General features: G+C 68.1%; 13 protein-coding genes. 3 read left to right on the top strand and 10 right to left on the bottom strand.

Annotation, left to right across the window (positions count from 1 at the left end; genetic code table 11):
• The first annotated feature begins 15 nt into the window (after positions 1 to 15).
• The 3 genes from I3K84_RS19205 to I3K84_RS19195 all read left to right on the top strand — a co-directional run bounded on the left by I3K84_RS19205 (position 16) and on the right by I3K84_RS19195 (position 3,615).
• Positions 16 to 2,955 (top strand): Tn3 family transposase, encoded by a 2,940-nt coding sequence (locus tag I3K84_RS19205; protein WP_041836223.1) that lies wholly within the window; start codon positions 16 to 18, stop codon positions 2,953 to 2,955.
• Positions 2,956 to 3,055: 100 nt separating this feature from the next.
• Positions 3,056 to 3,292, top strand: coding sequence for a type II toxin-antitoxin system ParD family antitoxin (locus tag I3K84_RS19200; RefSeq protein ID WP_196995179.1), 237 nt, complete (start codon positions 3,056 to 3,058; stop codon positions 3,290 to 3,292).
• Entirely contained in the window at positions 3,289 to 3,615 is a 327-nt protein-coding gene (locus tag I3K84_RS19195; RefSeq protein ID WP_041835938.1) for a type II toxin-antitoxin system RelE/ParE family toxin, read from the top strand. The genes I3K84_RS19200 and I3K84_RS19195 overlap by 4 nt, the downstream gene beginning before the upstream one ends.
• A 247-nt stretch (positions 3,616 to 3,862) precedes the next feature.
• Here the strand turns inward: I3K84_RS19195 and I3K84_RS19190 are convergent, their stop codons facing one another.
• The 10 genes from I3K84_RS19190 to I3K84_RS19145 form a co-directional block, all read right to left on the bottom strand.
• Positions 3,863 to 4,180: a YnfA family protein gene (locus I3K84_RS19190; RefSeq protein ID WP_011804707.1), complete on the bottom strand. Its 318-nt coding sequence runs from the start codon at positions 4,178 to 4,180 to the stop codon at positions 3,863 to 3,865.
• Positions 4,181 to 4,184: 4 nt separating this feature from the next.
• Positions 4,185 to 4,721 (bottom strand): hypothetical protein, encoded by a 537-nt coding sequence (locus I3K84_RS19185; protein WP_011804708.1) that lies wholly within the window; start codon positions 4,719 to 4,721, stop codon positions 4,185 to 4,187.
• Positions 4,722 to 4,726: 5 nt separating this feature from the next.
• The gene (locus I3K84_RS19180; RefSeq protein WP_011804709.1) at positions 4,727 to 5,113 is read right to left on the bottom strand and encodes a hypothetical protein; all 387 of its coding nucleotides are present in this window, start codon (positions 5,111 to 5,113) and stop codon (positions 4,727 to 4,729) included.
• 39 nt (positions 5,114 to 5,152) lie between these two features.
• Positions 5,153 to 8,272, bottom strand: coding sequence for an efflux RND transporter permease subunit (locus I3K84_RS19175; protein ID WP_196995178.1), 3,120 nt, complete (start codon positions 8,270 to 8,272; stop codon positions 5,153 to 5,155).
• A 1-nt stretch (position 8,273) separates the two neighbouring features.
• Complete coding sequence (locus tag I3K84_RS19170) at positions 8,274 to 9,392, bottom strand: efflux RND transporter periplasmic adaptor subunit (RefSeq protein WP_011804711.1); 1,119 nt, start codon at positions 9,390 to 9,392, stop codon at positions 8,274 to 8,276.
• Complete coding sequence (locus I3K84_RS19165; protein ID WP_011804712.1) at positions 9,389 to 9,949, bottom strand: hypothetical protein; 561 nt, start codon at positions 9,947 to 9,949, stop codon at positions 9,389 to 9,391. Before I3K84_RS19165 ends, I3K84_RS19170 begins: the two co-directional genes overlap by 4 nt.
• A 58-nt stretch (positions 9,950 to 10,007) precedes the next feature.
• Positions 10,008 to 11,333, bottom strand: coding sequence for a TolC family protein (locus tag I3K84_RS19160; RefSeq protein ID WP_011804713.1), 1,326 nt, complete (start codon positions 11,331 to 11,333; stop codon positions 10,008 to 10,010).
• A 164-nt stretch (positions 11,334 to 11,497) separates the two neighbouring features.
• Positions 11,498 to 11,860, bottom strand: a complete 363-nt coding sequence (locus tag I3K84_RS19155) for a DUF2946 family protein (RefSeq protein WP_011804714.1) — start codon at positions 11,858 to 11,860, stop codon at positions 11,498 to 11,500.
• A 63-nt stretch (positions 11,861 to 11,923) separates the two neighbouring features.
• Entirely contained in the window at positions 11,924 to 12,634 is a 711-nt protein-coding gene (locus tag I3K84_RS19150; protein ID WP_011804715.1) for a transglutaminase family protein, read from the bottom strand.
• Positions 12,635 to 12,641: 7 nt separating this feature from the next.
• Positions 12,642 to 14,903: a cation-translocating P-type ATPase gene (locus I3K84_RS19145; RefSeq protein WP_011804716.1), complete on the bottom strand. Its 2,262-nt coding sequence runs from the start codon at positions 14,901 to 14,903 to the stop codon at positions 12,642 to 12,644.
• Between the last annotated feature and the right edge of the window lie 43 nt (positions 14,904 to 14,946).

Below are 14,946 nucleotides of genomic sequence, written 5' to 3'. Positions count from 1 at the left end.
CCGCTGCCCAACCCCATGCCCGCCTTCGCCCTGCGCTTCGTCGGCCAAGAGGCCTTGCCGCCTCGCCTGAGTGAGTTTGATCGGGAGCAGTTCTTTTCGCTCACGTCGGCGGACGTGGCGGCCCTCCGGGAGCAGTTCCGCAGCGACCGCCGCCTGCCCGCCGCGCTGATGCTCATGTTCATGCGCGTGGCCGGCCGACCGCTCGACGGTTTCAACGTGCTGCCCCGAAACCTCCTCCGGCACACCGCCCAGGTCCTGGCCGTGTCGCCGCCGTCCATCGCCAGCCTGCGGTCGATCTACAAGCGCCGGCAGACCCTCTTCAAGCACCAGCTCTGGGCCAAGACCTATCTCGGCCTGCGCGAACTTGCAATCGACGACGAAGTCGCGCTGACCGCGGCCCTGCTGGCCCAAGCAGCCGACGCCTCCCACGCCGATGACCTGGTCCAGTCGGCCAGCCACTGGCTGTTCACGCGGCGCATCCTGATCCCAGGAGCGCGCCGCCTGCAGGACTGGGCCCGAGATGCATTCGCCGCGGTGGAGGCGCAGATCCTCAGCGCGGTGAATGCCGCCGTACCACCGGCAGCGGCGCAGAAGGTTGTCGACGCCGCATACAGCACGCGGCCGGGCACCGACACGACGTGCCTGGAGTGGCTCAAGACGCCGTCCAAGCGTCACGGCCCGAGCACCCTTGCGGAGACCATCGACAAGGTCCGCTACCTGAAAGAGCTCGGTGCCCACGACTGGAACCTGAATGCCGTGTCGCTGGCAAAGCAGCAGGCCTATGCCCGTCAGGTCCAGGCCAGGCGCCCCGTGAAGACGCGGGAGATCAAGCCATCGCGCCAGCTGATCGAGTTGGTGTGCTTCCTGCGGGTGACGCTGCTCGAACTCACCGATGTCGCCCTCTTGCAAACCAGCCGGCGCAGCCAGCAACTGTTCCGCGAGGCGGCGGACAAGGCGCAATCAAACCGTATCCGGGGCACGACAGGCCTGATCCAGCAGGCGGCCAAGGCGCGATCCGTCCTGTACGACGAAACGAAGACCTGGCAGGCGAGAGTCCTGGAAGCCAGAGAACTGCTCGCCGAGCTCGGCGAAGCCGCCAGCGGCAGCTTCGTGTCCTTGGTTCGCAAGGCCTTGGCGGAAGACAGCCAGCGCGTGCGCGCTTGCCTGGGAGCGCTGAAAGATCTGGACCTCGGTGGCCGCCCCGGCGATCCGGGCTTCGAACAGTGGAAGTCCTGGACGGATCTGCAGCGCAAGGGTGTGACCGAGCTGAAGGAGGGCGTACCGCTGCCAGATGTTGGCACAGCCTGGCACGGCCTGGTCCGCGATCTGGACCCCCGCTCAGGGTTTCGGGCGTTTGAGGCCTGCACGATGATGTCGCTGCGCAAGAGCCTTCGCCGAGGCAGTGTCTGGCTGGACCACTCGCTGAGTTTTCGGGAGCGAGACCAGATGCTCATCCCGCCGGCGGATTGGGTCTTGCAACGGGACGAGCAGGTTGAGTTGCTGGGCATGCCCAAGTCGGCGGCCGAATTCCTGGAGCCCCTGCTGGCCAACTTGATGGCCGCTATGTCTGCGGTGGCAGAGGCCCAGCGGCGCGGCAAGGTCGAGATCGGCGCCGACGGCATGCTCCACCTGCCTGCGATCACGGCACTGCCGGATCAAGGCGAGCCGGTGCGCACACGCGAGACCATCTACAACTTGATTGGCAGCGTACAGTTTCCGGACATGCTGTTGGAGGTGGATGCCGCCACCGGGTACAGCGAAGCGCTGCTCGGCCACCGCGCGCAGTCCACCGGCGAACTCGTGGCCCTGTACGGCGCGTTGCTGGCGCACGGTACCGATGCGGACGCCAAGGGCGTGGCGTCGATGATCCCTGGTCTGGAGCCCACACAAGTCACTGTGGCCATGCGCGCCTTGGAAGGAAGTGGCCGCCTGCGCCGCGCCAACGAGCGCGTGGCCGAGTTCCAGAGCCGGATCCCCATCGCGGCACTGTGGGGCAACGGGGACAAGGCATCAGCCGACATGATGTCGCTGGACGTTTCGCGCCACCTGTGGAACGCCCGTGTGGACCCACGCCGGCGCACCTACGCCGCAGGCCTCTACACCCATGTGCGCGACCGCTGGGGCATCGTCTACGACCAACCCATCGTGCTCAACGAACGACAGGCCGGCGTCGCCATCGAGGGCATCGAGCAGCACAACAGCGCGGCGGATCGGATTCGGATCTCGCTGCTGGCGGTCGACACGCACGGCTACACGAATCCGGCGATGGCCATCTCCAAGCTGCTGGGATTTGACTTGTGCCCCCGCCTGCGGGACCTGGCCGAACGAAAGCTCTACCTGCCTCGTGGATTCACCGTGCCCGATGGCTTGGAAGTCGTCACCGTTCGGCGCGTGTCTTTGGCCGCCATCGAGCGCGGTTGGGATGAATTGCTTCGCCTGGCGGCGTCAATCCGCTCGGGACGTGTCTCCGCCACGCTGGCATTGCAGCGCTTCGGGTCGGCTGCCCAGGGGGATCCACTGCACCGGGCGGCGGAGCACCTGGGCCGGCTGCTGCGAACGGTGTTCCTGTGCGACTACATCGCCATCGAGGACTTCCGCCGCGAGATCCATACCTTGCTGAACCGTGGCGAGTCGGTGCATCAGCTGCAGCGCGCCGTGTACTCAGGCAAGGTGGCGCCCGAACGCGGCCGGCGGCGGGACGAGATGAAGGCGATCTCCGGCTCACACGCCCTGCTGACGAACATCGTGCTGGCCTGGAACACTGCCCGTATGCACGAGGTGGTCGAGAGGCTCAAGCGAGACGGGATCCCAGTCGAGGACTACTGGCTGCGCCGCATCGGCCCGGCGCACTTCTCGCACATCAATTTCCGCGGCACGATGAGATTCGGCATCGAGAAGTTCGCGGCGGCGCTGATCCAACGCGTGCCGGGCCAGGCAACTCGGTCTGCTTCGTGACGGGACCCGCTCCCGCACACGCAGAACTGGAAGAAGGTCAGCCGGCGGAGTTGACAACGGTTGTCAAACCGCCCAAGATGCCCACATGAGCCGACAAACCATGAGTTTCGCCTTGCCCGAGTCGATGCGCGAGTACATCGACAACCGGGTCGCCGCCGGCAACTATGGCAACACCAGCGAGTACATCCGCGACTTGGTCCGGCGCGACCAGGAAGAGCAGGCCAAGAAGCGGCTTCGCGACCTCATCGAAGAAGGGCTGGCATCCGGGCCCGGCCGGCGTCGCACCAAGGCGGACGAGAAGGAACTGCTGGCGATCGCTCGCGGCGAGATCGATTGAAGCCGGCGGTTCTGCGCCCGCAGGCGCTGCGCGACCAGCAGGGCGAAGTCCGCTACTACCGCAAGGAGGGTGGCACCCGCGTGGCGGTGAAGGTGGCCAAGGCCACCAACGCCGCGCTTGACCAGATCGAACTCGACCCTGGCATCGGCTCACCGACGCTCGGAAAGCTTCTTGGCATTCCAGGGCTTCGGACCTGGCGGGTCGCAAAGTTCCCGCTGCTGTGGTGCTACTTCGAACGCGGAGATGACCTGGATGTCGTCCGGCTGCTGGGCGAGCGCCAGGACCTCGCAGCGATCTTGGGCGATGAGTTCGCTTCGAACTAACGTTACTCACGTCGCGGCGGGCGCAGGGCCGGAGCTCAATGACCGGTCTACGGCAGACTGTTCGTCGAGTTGGCTGGCCGAAATCGACCCGTTGTAGTCAGTCGTATCGCGTCTAAGCAGACGTTCGCAAGTCGTTAGCTCGCGCATCACATGTACCTGTCGATTGACAGCGGCGGAGTCACTCAAGCCGGGGTCGGCCGCGCGCAGACCGGCAAAGAAGCTGCACGCTACGGCATCGAACTGATCATCAGCGCGGCTGAAACATGATGAGGCCCATGCCCGTCAGCGCGACGGCGACGCCCGCCACGTCCCATGCCGTCGGCCTGATGCCGTCCACGATCCACAGCCAAAGCAGCGCGACGCCGATGTAGACCCCGCCGTACGCCGCATACACCCGCCCCGCCGCCGTCTCGTGCAGCGTGAGCAGCCAGGCGAAGAGGGCCAGGCTCGCCGCCGCCGGAACGAGCAACCACGCGGACCTGCCCTGCTTCAGCCACAGGTAGGGCAGATAGCAGCCAACGATCTCGGCCAGGGCCGTGGCGATGAACAGGGCAAATGTCCTCATGGGGTCAGCGTACCGCCAAGTCGGCCACCAGCCTTGCCTTCAGCGCTCGTTCGCGGATCGCGTCCTCGGATTCGGTCGCCCAGGTGAACGTGCTCTTCCAGGCCCAGACCATGCCGTCGAGCCGGACGAACCGCACTTCGCCCGCCTTGCCCGCGACCGTCGTCGCTGGACGCTGCCCCTCGAAGTCGAAGGCGATCGAGTGCGAACCCGGCTTCAGCCGGTAGCGCACCATCGTGTTCGGCAGGGTCTCGACGGCGGCTCCGCCGTCGGCCTGAACCTTCACGAAGTTCCGGCCGTCGCCCCAGTTGCGCCGCACGACGTACACGGTGAGGGCGTTCGGGTCAGGCGCGAACTGTTTGGCCTGCGCATCGGCGTTCAGGCTCGGCGCCGGAGCCGTGGTGCAGGCGATCACCCGGCCCTTGTTGGTTTTGTGGCAGTACGGGATCTCGACGGTGGGATCGGGTGCGGGCGGCGTGGCGCAGCCCGCCAGCAGCCCAGCCACCAAGACCACCGAGGCACAGGTCAATCGGTCGGCAGTCATGGCGTTCACTTCACTGTGAAGCGTGCGGTGGCGGGCTTGCCGCCGACGATCACGACAGCGACGGCCTTGGTGCCGGGGCCGACCTTGAAGCTGCCGGAGGCTTCGAGCTTGTCGCCCGCGGGCTTCAGCTCGACCTCCTGCTTCTCGGTGCCGGTCAGCAGCGTCACTTTCGCGCTGGCCTTGGACACGTCGGCCGGCTTGCCGTGGTCGCGCAGGTAGAGCTGGATCACGGTGGCTTTGGCCACCAGTTCGTAGTCCATGTCCTTGACCTCGACCACGACGCCGCCATGCAGCGGCTTGTGCTCGTGGGCGTGGTTGTGCTTGTCGCCGGCGGCAAAGGCAGAACCAGCCAGGGCGAGGGTGATGGAGGCGAGGATGGATTGCGTCTTCATGAGAGTCCTTTCAGGGTTTGGGGGTGAACAGGAAGCCGCTCAAAGCGCCTCGGCGTCCTTGTCGTCCATCAGCGCTTCGGCCGGCTTGCGCCCGAAGAGCCAGAACATCGCGGGCGTGAGGAAGGTGTCGAGCAGGGTCGAGCTGATGAGGCCGGAGAAGATCACTACGGCCACCGGGTGCAGCACCTCGGTGCCGGGTTGCTCGGCCTCGAACAGCAGCGGGGCCAGCGCAAAGGCGGTGACCAGCGCGGTCATCAGCACTGGGCTCAGCCGCTCCAGCGAGCCGCGCAGGATCATCTTCTGGTCGAAGGACTCGCCCTCGAAGCGCATCAGGTTGATGTAGTGGCTGACCTTCAGGATGCCGTTGCGTACCGAGATGCCGGCCAGCGTGATGAAGCCGACGAGAGCGGCGACGCTCAGTGGCTGGCCCGACAGCCACAGGCCGATGACTGCGCCCACCAGCGCCAGCGGGATGTTCACCATGATCAGCGCCGACAGCGCCGCCGACTTGTAGCGGCTGTAGAGCACCACGAACATCAGCGTCAGCGACACGATGGACAGCAGGCCGACGAGCCGCGAGGCCTCCTCCTGGGCCTGGAACTGGCCGCCCAGGGTGATGAAGTAGCCCTCGGGCAGTTTCGTCTCGGCCACCACCTTGCGGATGTCGGCCACGATCTCCGACAGCGCGCGCCCGGACGCATTGGCCGACAGCACGATGCGCCGCTTGCCGTCGTCACGGCTGATCTGGTTGGGGCCGTCGCCGTCCTCGATCGCCGCAATCTTCGACAGCGGGATGCGCCCGTTCGGCGTCTCGATCAGGATCTGGCCCAGGCCTTCGACCGAACGCGCCGACTCGGGCAGCTTGACCACGAGTGCGAAGCGCCGGCCTCCCTCGACGATCTGGGTGACCTTCTCCCCCTCGACCAGCGCCTGCAATGCGGAGAGCACCTGCGGCGCCGGCACGCCGTACTGCGCCGCGGCGGCGTAGTCGATGCGCACCTTGATCTGCGGCGCCAGCACCTGCTTCTCGATCTGCAGGTCGGCGATGCCTGGGATCGTGGCCAGCTTGGCCCGCAGGGCATCTGCCTGGCCTCGCAGCGCGTCGAGGTCCTCGCCGAAGATCTTGATCGCGATCTGCGAGCGCACGCCCGAGAGCATGTGGTCGATGCGGTGCGAGATGGGCTGGCCGATCTCCAGCGCAGCCGGCAGGTTGATCAGGCGCTTGCGGATGTCGGCCTTGATCTCGTCCATGCTGCGCGTCAGCTCGGCGGTGGGCTTGAGGCCCACGTCGAGCTCGCTGACGTGCACGCCTTCCGCGTGTTCGTCCAGCTCGGCCCGGCCGCTGCGGCGACCGACGTGCGTCACCTCGGGCACCTGCTTGACCAGTACCTCGGCCTGGCGTGCCAAGGCCGACGACTCCGTCAAGGTGACACCCGGGTTCAGGCGCAGGCCGATCAGCAGCGTGCCCTCGTTGAACGGCGGCAGGAAGGTCGTCGGGAAGAACGGCACCGCCACTGCGGCCACCAGCACGGCCGCACCGGCCGCCGCCATGGCGGCCTTGGGCCGGTCCAGCACGCCCTGCAGGCCGCTGCGGTAGCGTGCCTTCAGCCAGGCCAGGACCTTGGTGTCACCGTGGTCCAGGTTCTTCATCCGCGGCAGCAGGTAGAAGCTGAGCACCGGCGTCACCGTCACCGAGACGATCAGCGAAGCCAGCGTCGAGACGATGAAGGCGATGCCCAGCGGCACGAACAGCTTGCCCTCCAGCCCCGGCAGTGCAAACAGCGGGATGAAGACGAGCACGATGATGACCGTCGCATAGAGGATGGCCGATCGCACTTCCATCGTCGCGTGCGCGACGATCTCGATCAGGTGCAGCCGGCTGTGCGGATGGTTGGCCCGGTCGGCCTTCAGCCGCCGCAGCACGTTCTCGACACCCACCACCGCATCGTCGACGAGACCGCCGATGGCGATGGCCAGGCCGCCCAGCGTCATCGTGTTGATCGACAGGCCGAAGTACTTGAAGACCAGAGCGGTGATGAAGATCGATACCGGAATGGCCGTCAGCGCGATGACGGTCGGCCGCAAGGTGCCGAGGAAGAAGAACAGGATCACCGCGACGAAGATCGAGGCGCCGATCAGCTTGCCCTGCAGCGTCGTGATCGAGGCCTCGATGAAGCTGGCCTGACGGAAGGTGACGCGAGGCGCCTCCATGCCGGCCGGCAGCGAAGCCTTCAGTCCGACGAGGGCGTCTTCGATGGACTTGGTGAGCGCGATGGTGTCGGCAGTCGGCTGCTTCTGGATGCCCAGGATCACCGCCGGCTTGCCCTCAAATCCTGCGTCACCGCGCTTGAGTGCCGCGGCGAACGTGACCTCGGCGATCTGGCGCAGGAGGATGGGTTGGCCGCCCTTGGCCGCGAGCGCGAGGTTCTTCAGGTCGTCGAGCCGGGACGTGCGGCCGAGGTTGCGGATCAGGTACTCGCGGCCGTTCAGCTCCAGGAAGCCACCCGAGGTGTTCGACGAGTAGCCCTTGAGCGCGCTTTCGAGCTGGTCGTGCGTGATGCCCAGCTCGGCCATGCGCGCGGTGTTCGGCTGCACCTGGAACTGCCGCACCTCGCCGCCGATCGGGATGACCTGCGCGACGCCTGGCACCGAGAGCAGGCGCGGTCGAAGCACCCAGTCGGCGTACTCGCGCACCGCCATCGGGCTGATCTTGCTCGGATCGACCGGAATGGCGATCTGCATGATCTCGCCCATGATCGAGCTGATCGGGCCCATGCGCGGCACCACGCCTTCGGCGATGCCTTCCTCCATCGAGGACAGCCGCTCCGACACCAGCTGCCGGGCGCGGAAGATGTCGGTGCTCCAGTCGAAGGTGACGTAGAGGAAGGACAGGCCGGCCGACGAGGTCGAGCGCACGCTTTCGACGCCGGGCAGACCGTTCATGGTCGTCTCCAGCGGGAAGGTGATGAGCTGCTCCACCTCCTCGGCGGCCATGCCGCCGGCCTCGGTCATGATGGTGACGGTCGGCTTGTTGAGGTCGGGGAACACGTCCACCGGGGTGCGCGAGAGCGTGAACGCGCCGTAGGCCATCAGAACGACGCTGGCGATGATCACCAGCAGCCGGTTCGTCAGGCTGTTGTCGAGTAGCCACTTGAACATGTCAGCGCACCTGGTTGATCAGGGTGGCGCCTTGGGTGGCGATGCGGTCCCCGGCCTTCAGGCCCGATGTGACCGCGACGTTCACACCATCGAGGGCCTCGGTCGTGATGCTGCGAGGCTCGAAGCGCTCGGGCGAAGTCTTGACCCAGACGACGGTCTGGTTGGCCGGGTTCTTCATCAGCGACGCGACCGGGACCGCGATGCCCTTGACCTTCTGCTTCGTCTGCACGAAGACGCGCACGGGTTGTCCTACGGCCAAGCCGTTCAGGGCCGCACCCTGAGCGCGGAAGCCCAGCGGCAGCGCTTGCTCGCGCAGGCTGCGCGCCGCACCCAGGTACTCCAGCGGCACACGCTGGTCACCGACTGCCAGCGTGGCACTGCCGACATTGGCCGCGAGCGAGGGCTCGAAGGCCAGTGCCTCGATGCGCAAGCGGCTCGGGTCGATGATCTCGAACAGCAGTTCGCGGGCATCGACCACCTGACCGGCCACCACATGGGCCGAGGCGATCACGCCCGACACCGGGGCCACCAGCGCTTCCCGCGTTGCCAGGCCGCCGCCAACGGCCGCCATGCGCTCGGCCAGGCTGGCTGCCTCGCTTTCGGCCGCCTCGATGTCCTTGCGCGGCACGGTATCCGACAACTCCTTCAGCCGCGTCACGCGCTTGTCGGCGAGCGACTTGGCCGCGCGCAACTCGGCCAATTGCGCGGATTGATTCGATCTCTCGATGGGCGCGGTCGAGGGCACCACGTAGGCCAGCACCTCGCCCTTGCGCACCACCTGTCCCGGGTTGGGCAGGCCGCGTGGACCGGGCTCGATGCGGCCGGCGTTCAGCGGCTGCACCTTGCCGCCGGCGTTGGGATCCATCAGCACCTTGCCGTTCAGCTCGACCGAGCGCGGCAGCTCGGCCTCAGCAGCCACCATCGTACGTACTCCCAGCTGGCGCTGGGCCGGCTTGGGCAGGAACACGCTGCCGTCGGGCTGGCGTTGGGGGCCGTTTGCGCTCGGCGCAGCGGGTGCGTCGCCGTGGTCATGGCCTTCCCCGGCCTGCGCGGTCAGTGGGCCCACGAGTGCCAGCACCACGCCGAGCCAGGCCAGGCGATGCAAAGAAGCGCGCTTCATGCTGCACCTCCGGCGCGAACCTGGCGGGCGGCCATCAGGCGTCTCCCGCCAAATACCAGCACGGCAAGGACGGCCAGGCCGCCGGAGGCCCATCCGCCGACCTCCTTCCATGAAAGTTCATGCGCAGGCTCGTCGGTGTGGGCGGCCTCGTGCAAGTCGAGTTCGCCGGCCAGCAGATCGACCTCCGCCCCAGCGGTCACGGTCGCGGTGATCGGCAGCACGCCGGGCTTGGGCGCTTCCTTGAGCACCACTTCATACGCGTCGTCGCCATGGGCCTCGGCCTTGAACTTGGTCCCGTCGATCTCGAGTTCGATCTGCGCGCCACGCACCGGGGTGTTGTCGACGAATCGGTCGAGGTAGAGCGTGACCTGCTTGCCATCGAGCACGCCGACGAGCTCGAAGGTCTCGGACACCGCCGCAAAGCGGGGCAGCGCGGTGCCCGTGGCGGCCGGGGCGGTGTCGCCGTGGTCATGGCCATCGCCGGCGATGACCGGCAGGGCGTTGCCGAGCAGCACGGATGCAAGGCAGAGCGCAGCCAGGGAGTGGGAAGACTTCATGGGATGGGATTCCTGATGGGGTTCGCTGAGCGTGTTCGTGGGGGCGTGTGCCGTCGGCTCACTGCGGCAGCAGGCCCAGGGCCTGCCGCCACGCCGAGATGGCTGCGGCGAGTTCGATGCGGGCGCGCACGGCCTGTCGCTCGGCGTCGGCGGCCTCGGCCTCGATGCGCAAGCGCGTGGGCAGGTCGGATTCGCCCAGGCGGAAGGACTTGTCGAAGAAGCCGCGCGATTCGCGCGCCAGTTGGGCGCGACGATCGGCAGCGGCCAGCTGCGCCCGCGCCGCGTCGGTGCGCGCGCGAGCGGCTTCGCGCTCGCCCGCCAGGCGGGCACGTTCCAATGCCATCTGCGCCTGCAGTTCGACCGCCTCGGCGCGCGCAGAGGCCACGCGGGCATCGTGCCGGGGACCGGCGCCGAAGGGGATGCGCACACCGACCGTGAAGGTCTGCTGGTAGGACTCTCCGTAAGTGCCCCGATCGCGGGTGGCGGCGATGGTGAGTTCCGGGCTGGCGCGAGACTGCGTGGCCGCGAGTGCAGCCACGCCGTCGGCGACGGCGGAGCGGTCCTTCAACGAGAGCAGTTCGGCATGCGTGTCCAGGCCGTCTGCAGGACCGGTCGCCGTGGACGGCTCGGGTTCGGCGTCGGCGCCGGGCGCGGCGCTGGGTGCGGCAGCCGCTGGCATGGCGACGAGGGGACGAAGCTGCTGCCAGCCGGCCGTGAGCGCGCCTTCGGCCTGCGCCACGGCCGCTTCGGCCGCCGCGACGGCGCCGTCGGCCTGGTGCTGGTCGGCACGGGCCAGGTCACCGGCTCTGAGCCGCTTGCCGACATCGGCGGCAATGCGTTGAACGTTGTCGAGCTGGCCGCGTGCGGCATCGAGCTCCACACGGGCCCGCTGCCACGCCCACCACGCTTCGCGCACAGCGGCAGCCACGCGCAGCTGTGCCGCCGTGGTACGGCTCTCGATGGCACGGCCCTCGGCGTCGGCCAGGGCCTGGCTGCGGCCACGTTCGCCCGGCAGCCACAATGGGATGGCCACGCCGACCTCGACCTCACGGGTGCCGAGGTTTCGGTTCAGGCGGTCCGTCTTGGTGGACAGCTCCATCGCCACTGGCTCGGGCGTCCATGCTTGGGCCGCGTCCCGCTGCGCGCGTGCCGCGTCGCGCCGCGCTGCCAGCGCTTGCGCTTCGGGCTGCCGCGCCCAGGCGGTTTCGAAGGCTGCTCGCAGCGTGGGCGGGGTCGGCTCGCTGGGTGCAGCAGGGGTCTGCGCACGCGCTTCGATCGCGACGCCCATCAGCGCTGCGGTGAGTGCCGTACTGGCTACGGTCGCCAGGGTGGCGCGGGCGGCGTGATGCCAGCGCCCGGCCGGCATGATTCTTCTTCGGTGCATCCGATGCTCCAGTGTTGAAAACAACCCACAGGAGATCGGCGAGAGTCGACGCTGAGGAACTCAGGGTCGGATCGGGCCTCGAGCGGCGCCGCTGACCCATGTGTCGGGCGGCGCGCACGCAGGCGCGAACGGGCTTCAGAAGGAGAAGGAACCCGCCTCGCCGATCAGGCGAGGGGCAGCCACTGAGGGCGTTCGGGCGGGCTTTGCGCGAGGGTTCGCACGGTGCCTTCGACAGGCGTTACCGGGTGGGAGGCCAGAGTCAGCGGCGAAATGTCGCCCATGGGCGCGGGCATGCTGGCGCAGGTGCCGTGGCAATGGCCGCAGTCGAAATCGAACCCAGCCGGCGCGCTCTGATCTGCCGGCGCGCTGCCCTGGTCGGCCGTGGCCTCATCCGTGTGCTGGTGCTCGTGATGGCCCAGGTGCTGAACATGCTGGCCGGTTTCGTGCCCGCAATACGCCGCCACTGCCGCCCAGCTGAACTGGAGCGGCAGCAGGGCGAGCATGAGGATCGCGAGCCAACGGCGCATGAAAAGAGTCTAGCAGCTACAGAGTTTGAGACGGGTTCGCCGGGCTGATCGCCGTGACCGGCATCACCACTTTTCGGCGCGGATGCGTCGGACCTGGGCGTTCATGCGGTGCCGGATGACCTGCGTGAAGAGCCAACGCTTGAGGCCGGAGAGGTTCGAGCCGTGGCGCGCATAGAACTCGTCCGGGCTGTCGAACACGCCGAAGTCGTCAGCGATCCCGTCCTTCTGGATGTACGTGTCCTGGCCGCGCCATTCAACGCCAGGCGCCGACAGGTCGGGCGTGGCCGCGCCGTAGCCGCAGAACCGCTGTCGGACCGGGAAGCGCCGCTGCAGGCTGGTCAGGTAGGGTGCATCGAGGATGAAGCCTTCCAGGTTCACCCACCGTCCCTCGAAGGCCACTTCGACCCAACTGTGGATGATGCGTCGCGGTGCCAGCACATAGGCGAGCCCCGTGATCGCACCCTTCTGCAGCGGCTTGTCGATGGTGAAACCGTGGAAGCGGCAGGCAATGCCCACGGCGCGCAGCAAGGCCATCAGCAGCGTGCCCTTGGTGTTGCACTGGCCGATGCCATCGGCCAGCACCGCCGATGCCGGCAACTCGTCGCCAGCGTTGTAGCCGAAGGCGATCTCGTTGCGCACGAAGTCGTAGACGGCGCCGATACGGTCATACATCGGCAACGGCCGCCACCCCCGCTTCTCGACCAGCGCTTCGATGGCGGGGTGCGTGAAATCGAGCAGCCGCGTGGGCTGTAGCAGTTGGGCTTTGGCCTCCATGGTCGCCTCAGCTTCGTTCGGGGTTTCGCAACAGGCGCAGGCCGTTGAAGACCACCAACAGGCTGGCCCCCATGTCGGCGAACACGGCCATCCACATGCTGGCGTTGTCGAACAGCGCGAGCACCAGGAAGACGGCCTTGATGCCGAGAGCCAGCGCGATGTTTTGCCACAGCACGGCGTGCGTGCGTTGCGACAGGCGCACCGTCTCGGCAATGCGCCGCAGATCGTCGTTCATCACCACCACGTCGGCCGCTTCCATCGCGATGTCGGTGCCGGCAGCGCCCATCGCCACGCCGATGTCGGCCTGCGCCAGCGCGGGTGCGTCGTTGATGCCGTCGCCGGTCATCGCCGTCGCCCCATACTGCTTCTGCATGGCCTGGATCGCGGCGAGCTTGTCCTCGGGCAGCAGGTTGCCGCGGATGTCCGTCATACCGGCCTCGCGGCCGATGGCCTCGGCGGTGGCCTGGTTGTCACCGGTCAGCATCACCGGCGTGATGCCCATCGCCTTCAGCTCGCCGATGGCGGCGGCCGACGAGGGCTTGATCGTGTCGGCCACCGCGAAGAGCGCCAGCACCCCGGACGCGGTGGCCAGCAGGCTGACCGTGCGGCCCGCTTCCTCGTGACGGTGGAGCACGGCCTCGATCTCGGCGGAGCACTGGCCGCGCTCCTCGATCAGGCGGTGGTTGCCCAGCACGTAGCGCTGGCCGCCGATGTCGGCTTCGATGCCGCGCCCGGACAGCGCGGCAAAGTTGCGGGCCTCGACGCTGTTCGGCGTCAGCCCCGCGGCGATGGCGCGCGACACCGGGTGGTCCGAGTGCGCCGCCAGCGCGGCTGCGATGTGTTCGGCCTGCGGCTTGGGCAGGCTGGTGGACAGCATCTCCCACTCGACGAGGCGCGGCCTGCCTTCGGTGATGGTGCCGGTCTTGTCGAGCGCGACCGCCTTGAGCAGGCGCGCCTGTTCGAGGTGGACGCCGCCCTTGATCAGAATGCCCCGCCTGGCCGCCGACGCCAGCCCGCTGACGACGGTGACGGGCGTCGAGATCACGAGGGCGCACGGGCAGGCGATGACCAGCAGCACCAGCGCCTTGTAGACCGCGGCCAGCACCGTCCAGCCGAAGAGCCACGGGCCGGCGATGGCAACGGCCAGTGCCAGCACGAACACCGCCGGTGTGTACACGGCCGCGAACCGGTCGACGAAGCGCTGCGTGGGCGCACGGCTGCCCTGGGCCTGTTCGACCGCGTGGATGATGCGGGCCAGCGTCGATTGCGACGCCGCGGCGGTGACACGGCACTCGATGGTGCCGGTCTGGTTGATGGTGCCGGCGAAGACCGCATCGCCCGGCCCCTTGTCGACCGGCAGGCTCTCGCCGGTGACGGGCGCCTGGTCCACGGCGGTGCTGCCGTCGGTGACGATGGCATCCATGGCCACGCGTTCGCCCGGCTTGACCCGGACCGTGGCGCCGATAGGTACGCTGCCGACGGGCGCGGATCTCCAGGTGCCGTCGGGCTGCCGCAGGTCGGCGGTGTCGGGCGACAGCGCCAGCAGGCCGCTGATTGCATTGCGCGCGCGGTCGACGGCCCGCGCCTCGATCAGTTCGGCGATCGCGTACAGCGCCATGACCATGGCCGCCTCAGGCCACTGGCCGATCACGAAGGCTCCCGCGACCGCCACTGACATCAGTGCATTGATGTTCAGGCGGCCGTGCCGCAGGGCGGACAGGCCCTTGCGGAACGTGCCGAAGCCGGCCAGCCCGATGGCCGCGGCTGCAACGGCCAGGCCAGCCCACTTGGACCAGGGCGCGTCCGGTGCCAGGAAGGACAGGGCCTCGGCAGCCGTCGCAAGAGCGAGGGCAGCCAGCAGGCGGGGCAGGCCGGACCCGGTTGCTGCGTCGTGGCCGTGATCCGATCCATCACCGGCGTTGGACGACTCCGTCGCGTCGGGCCAGGCGTGAACCTCGAATCCGGAGTTCCGGATGGCTTCCACTGCCGCCAGCGCTGCCTGCGGCTCGCCGGCTATGCGCAGGCTGCGCTCGCCCAGCTGGAAGCGTAGCCCCAGGACGCCGGGGATGCCCTCGACAGCGCGACGGATCTCGGACTCCTCGCTGGCGCAGTCCATCGCCGGAATGCGGAAGCGCTGGCCACCACCCAGGGGGACCGAGGCAGAGGCAGCAGGTGCGTGGTCGGAAGCGCCGCAGCAGGCGCCGCAGCCAGCCGGTTGCAGTGCGCCGGCCGGATCCGGCTTGATGTCGTGGGGGTGATCGTGGGCCATGCCGACATTGAAAACCCTGAAGTGGGTATAGAGTCAAGGTGCG

The sequence above is a fragment of the Diaphorobacter sp. JS3051 genome (assembly GCF_015832135.1).
Lineage (GTDB): Bacteria > Pseudomonadota > Gammaproteobacteria > Burkholderiales > Burkholderiaceae_C > Diaphorobacter > Diaphorobacter nitroreducens.
Note: the sequence above shows the minus strand (reverse complement) of the source record. Positions and strands in the feature narration are given on the sequence as shown.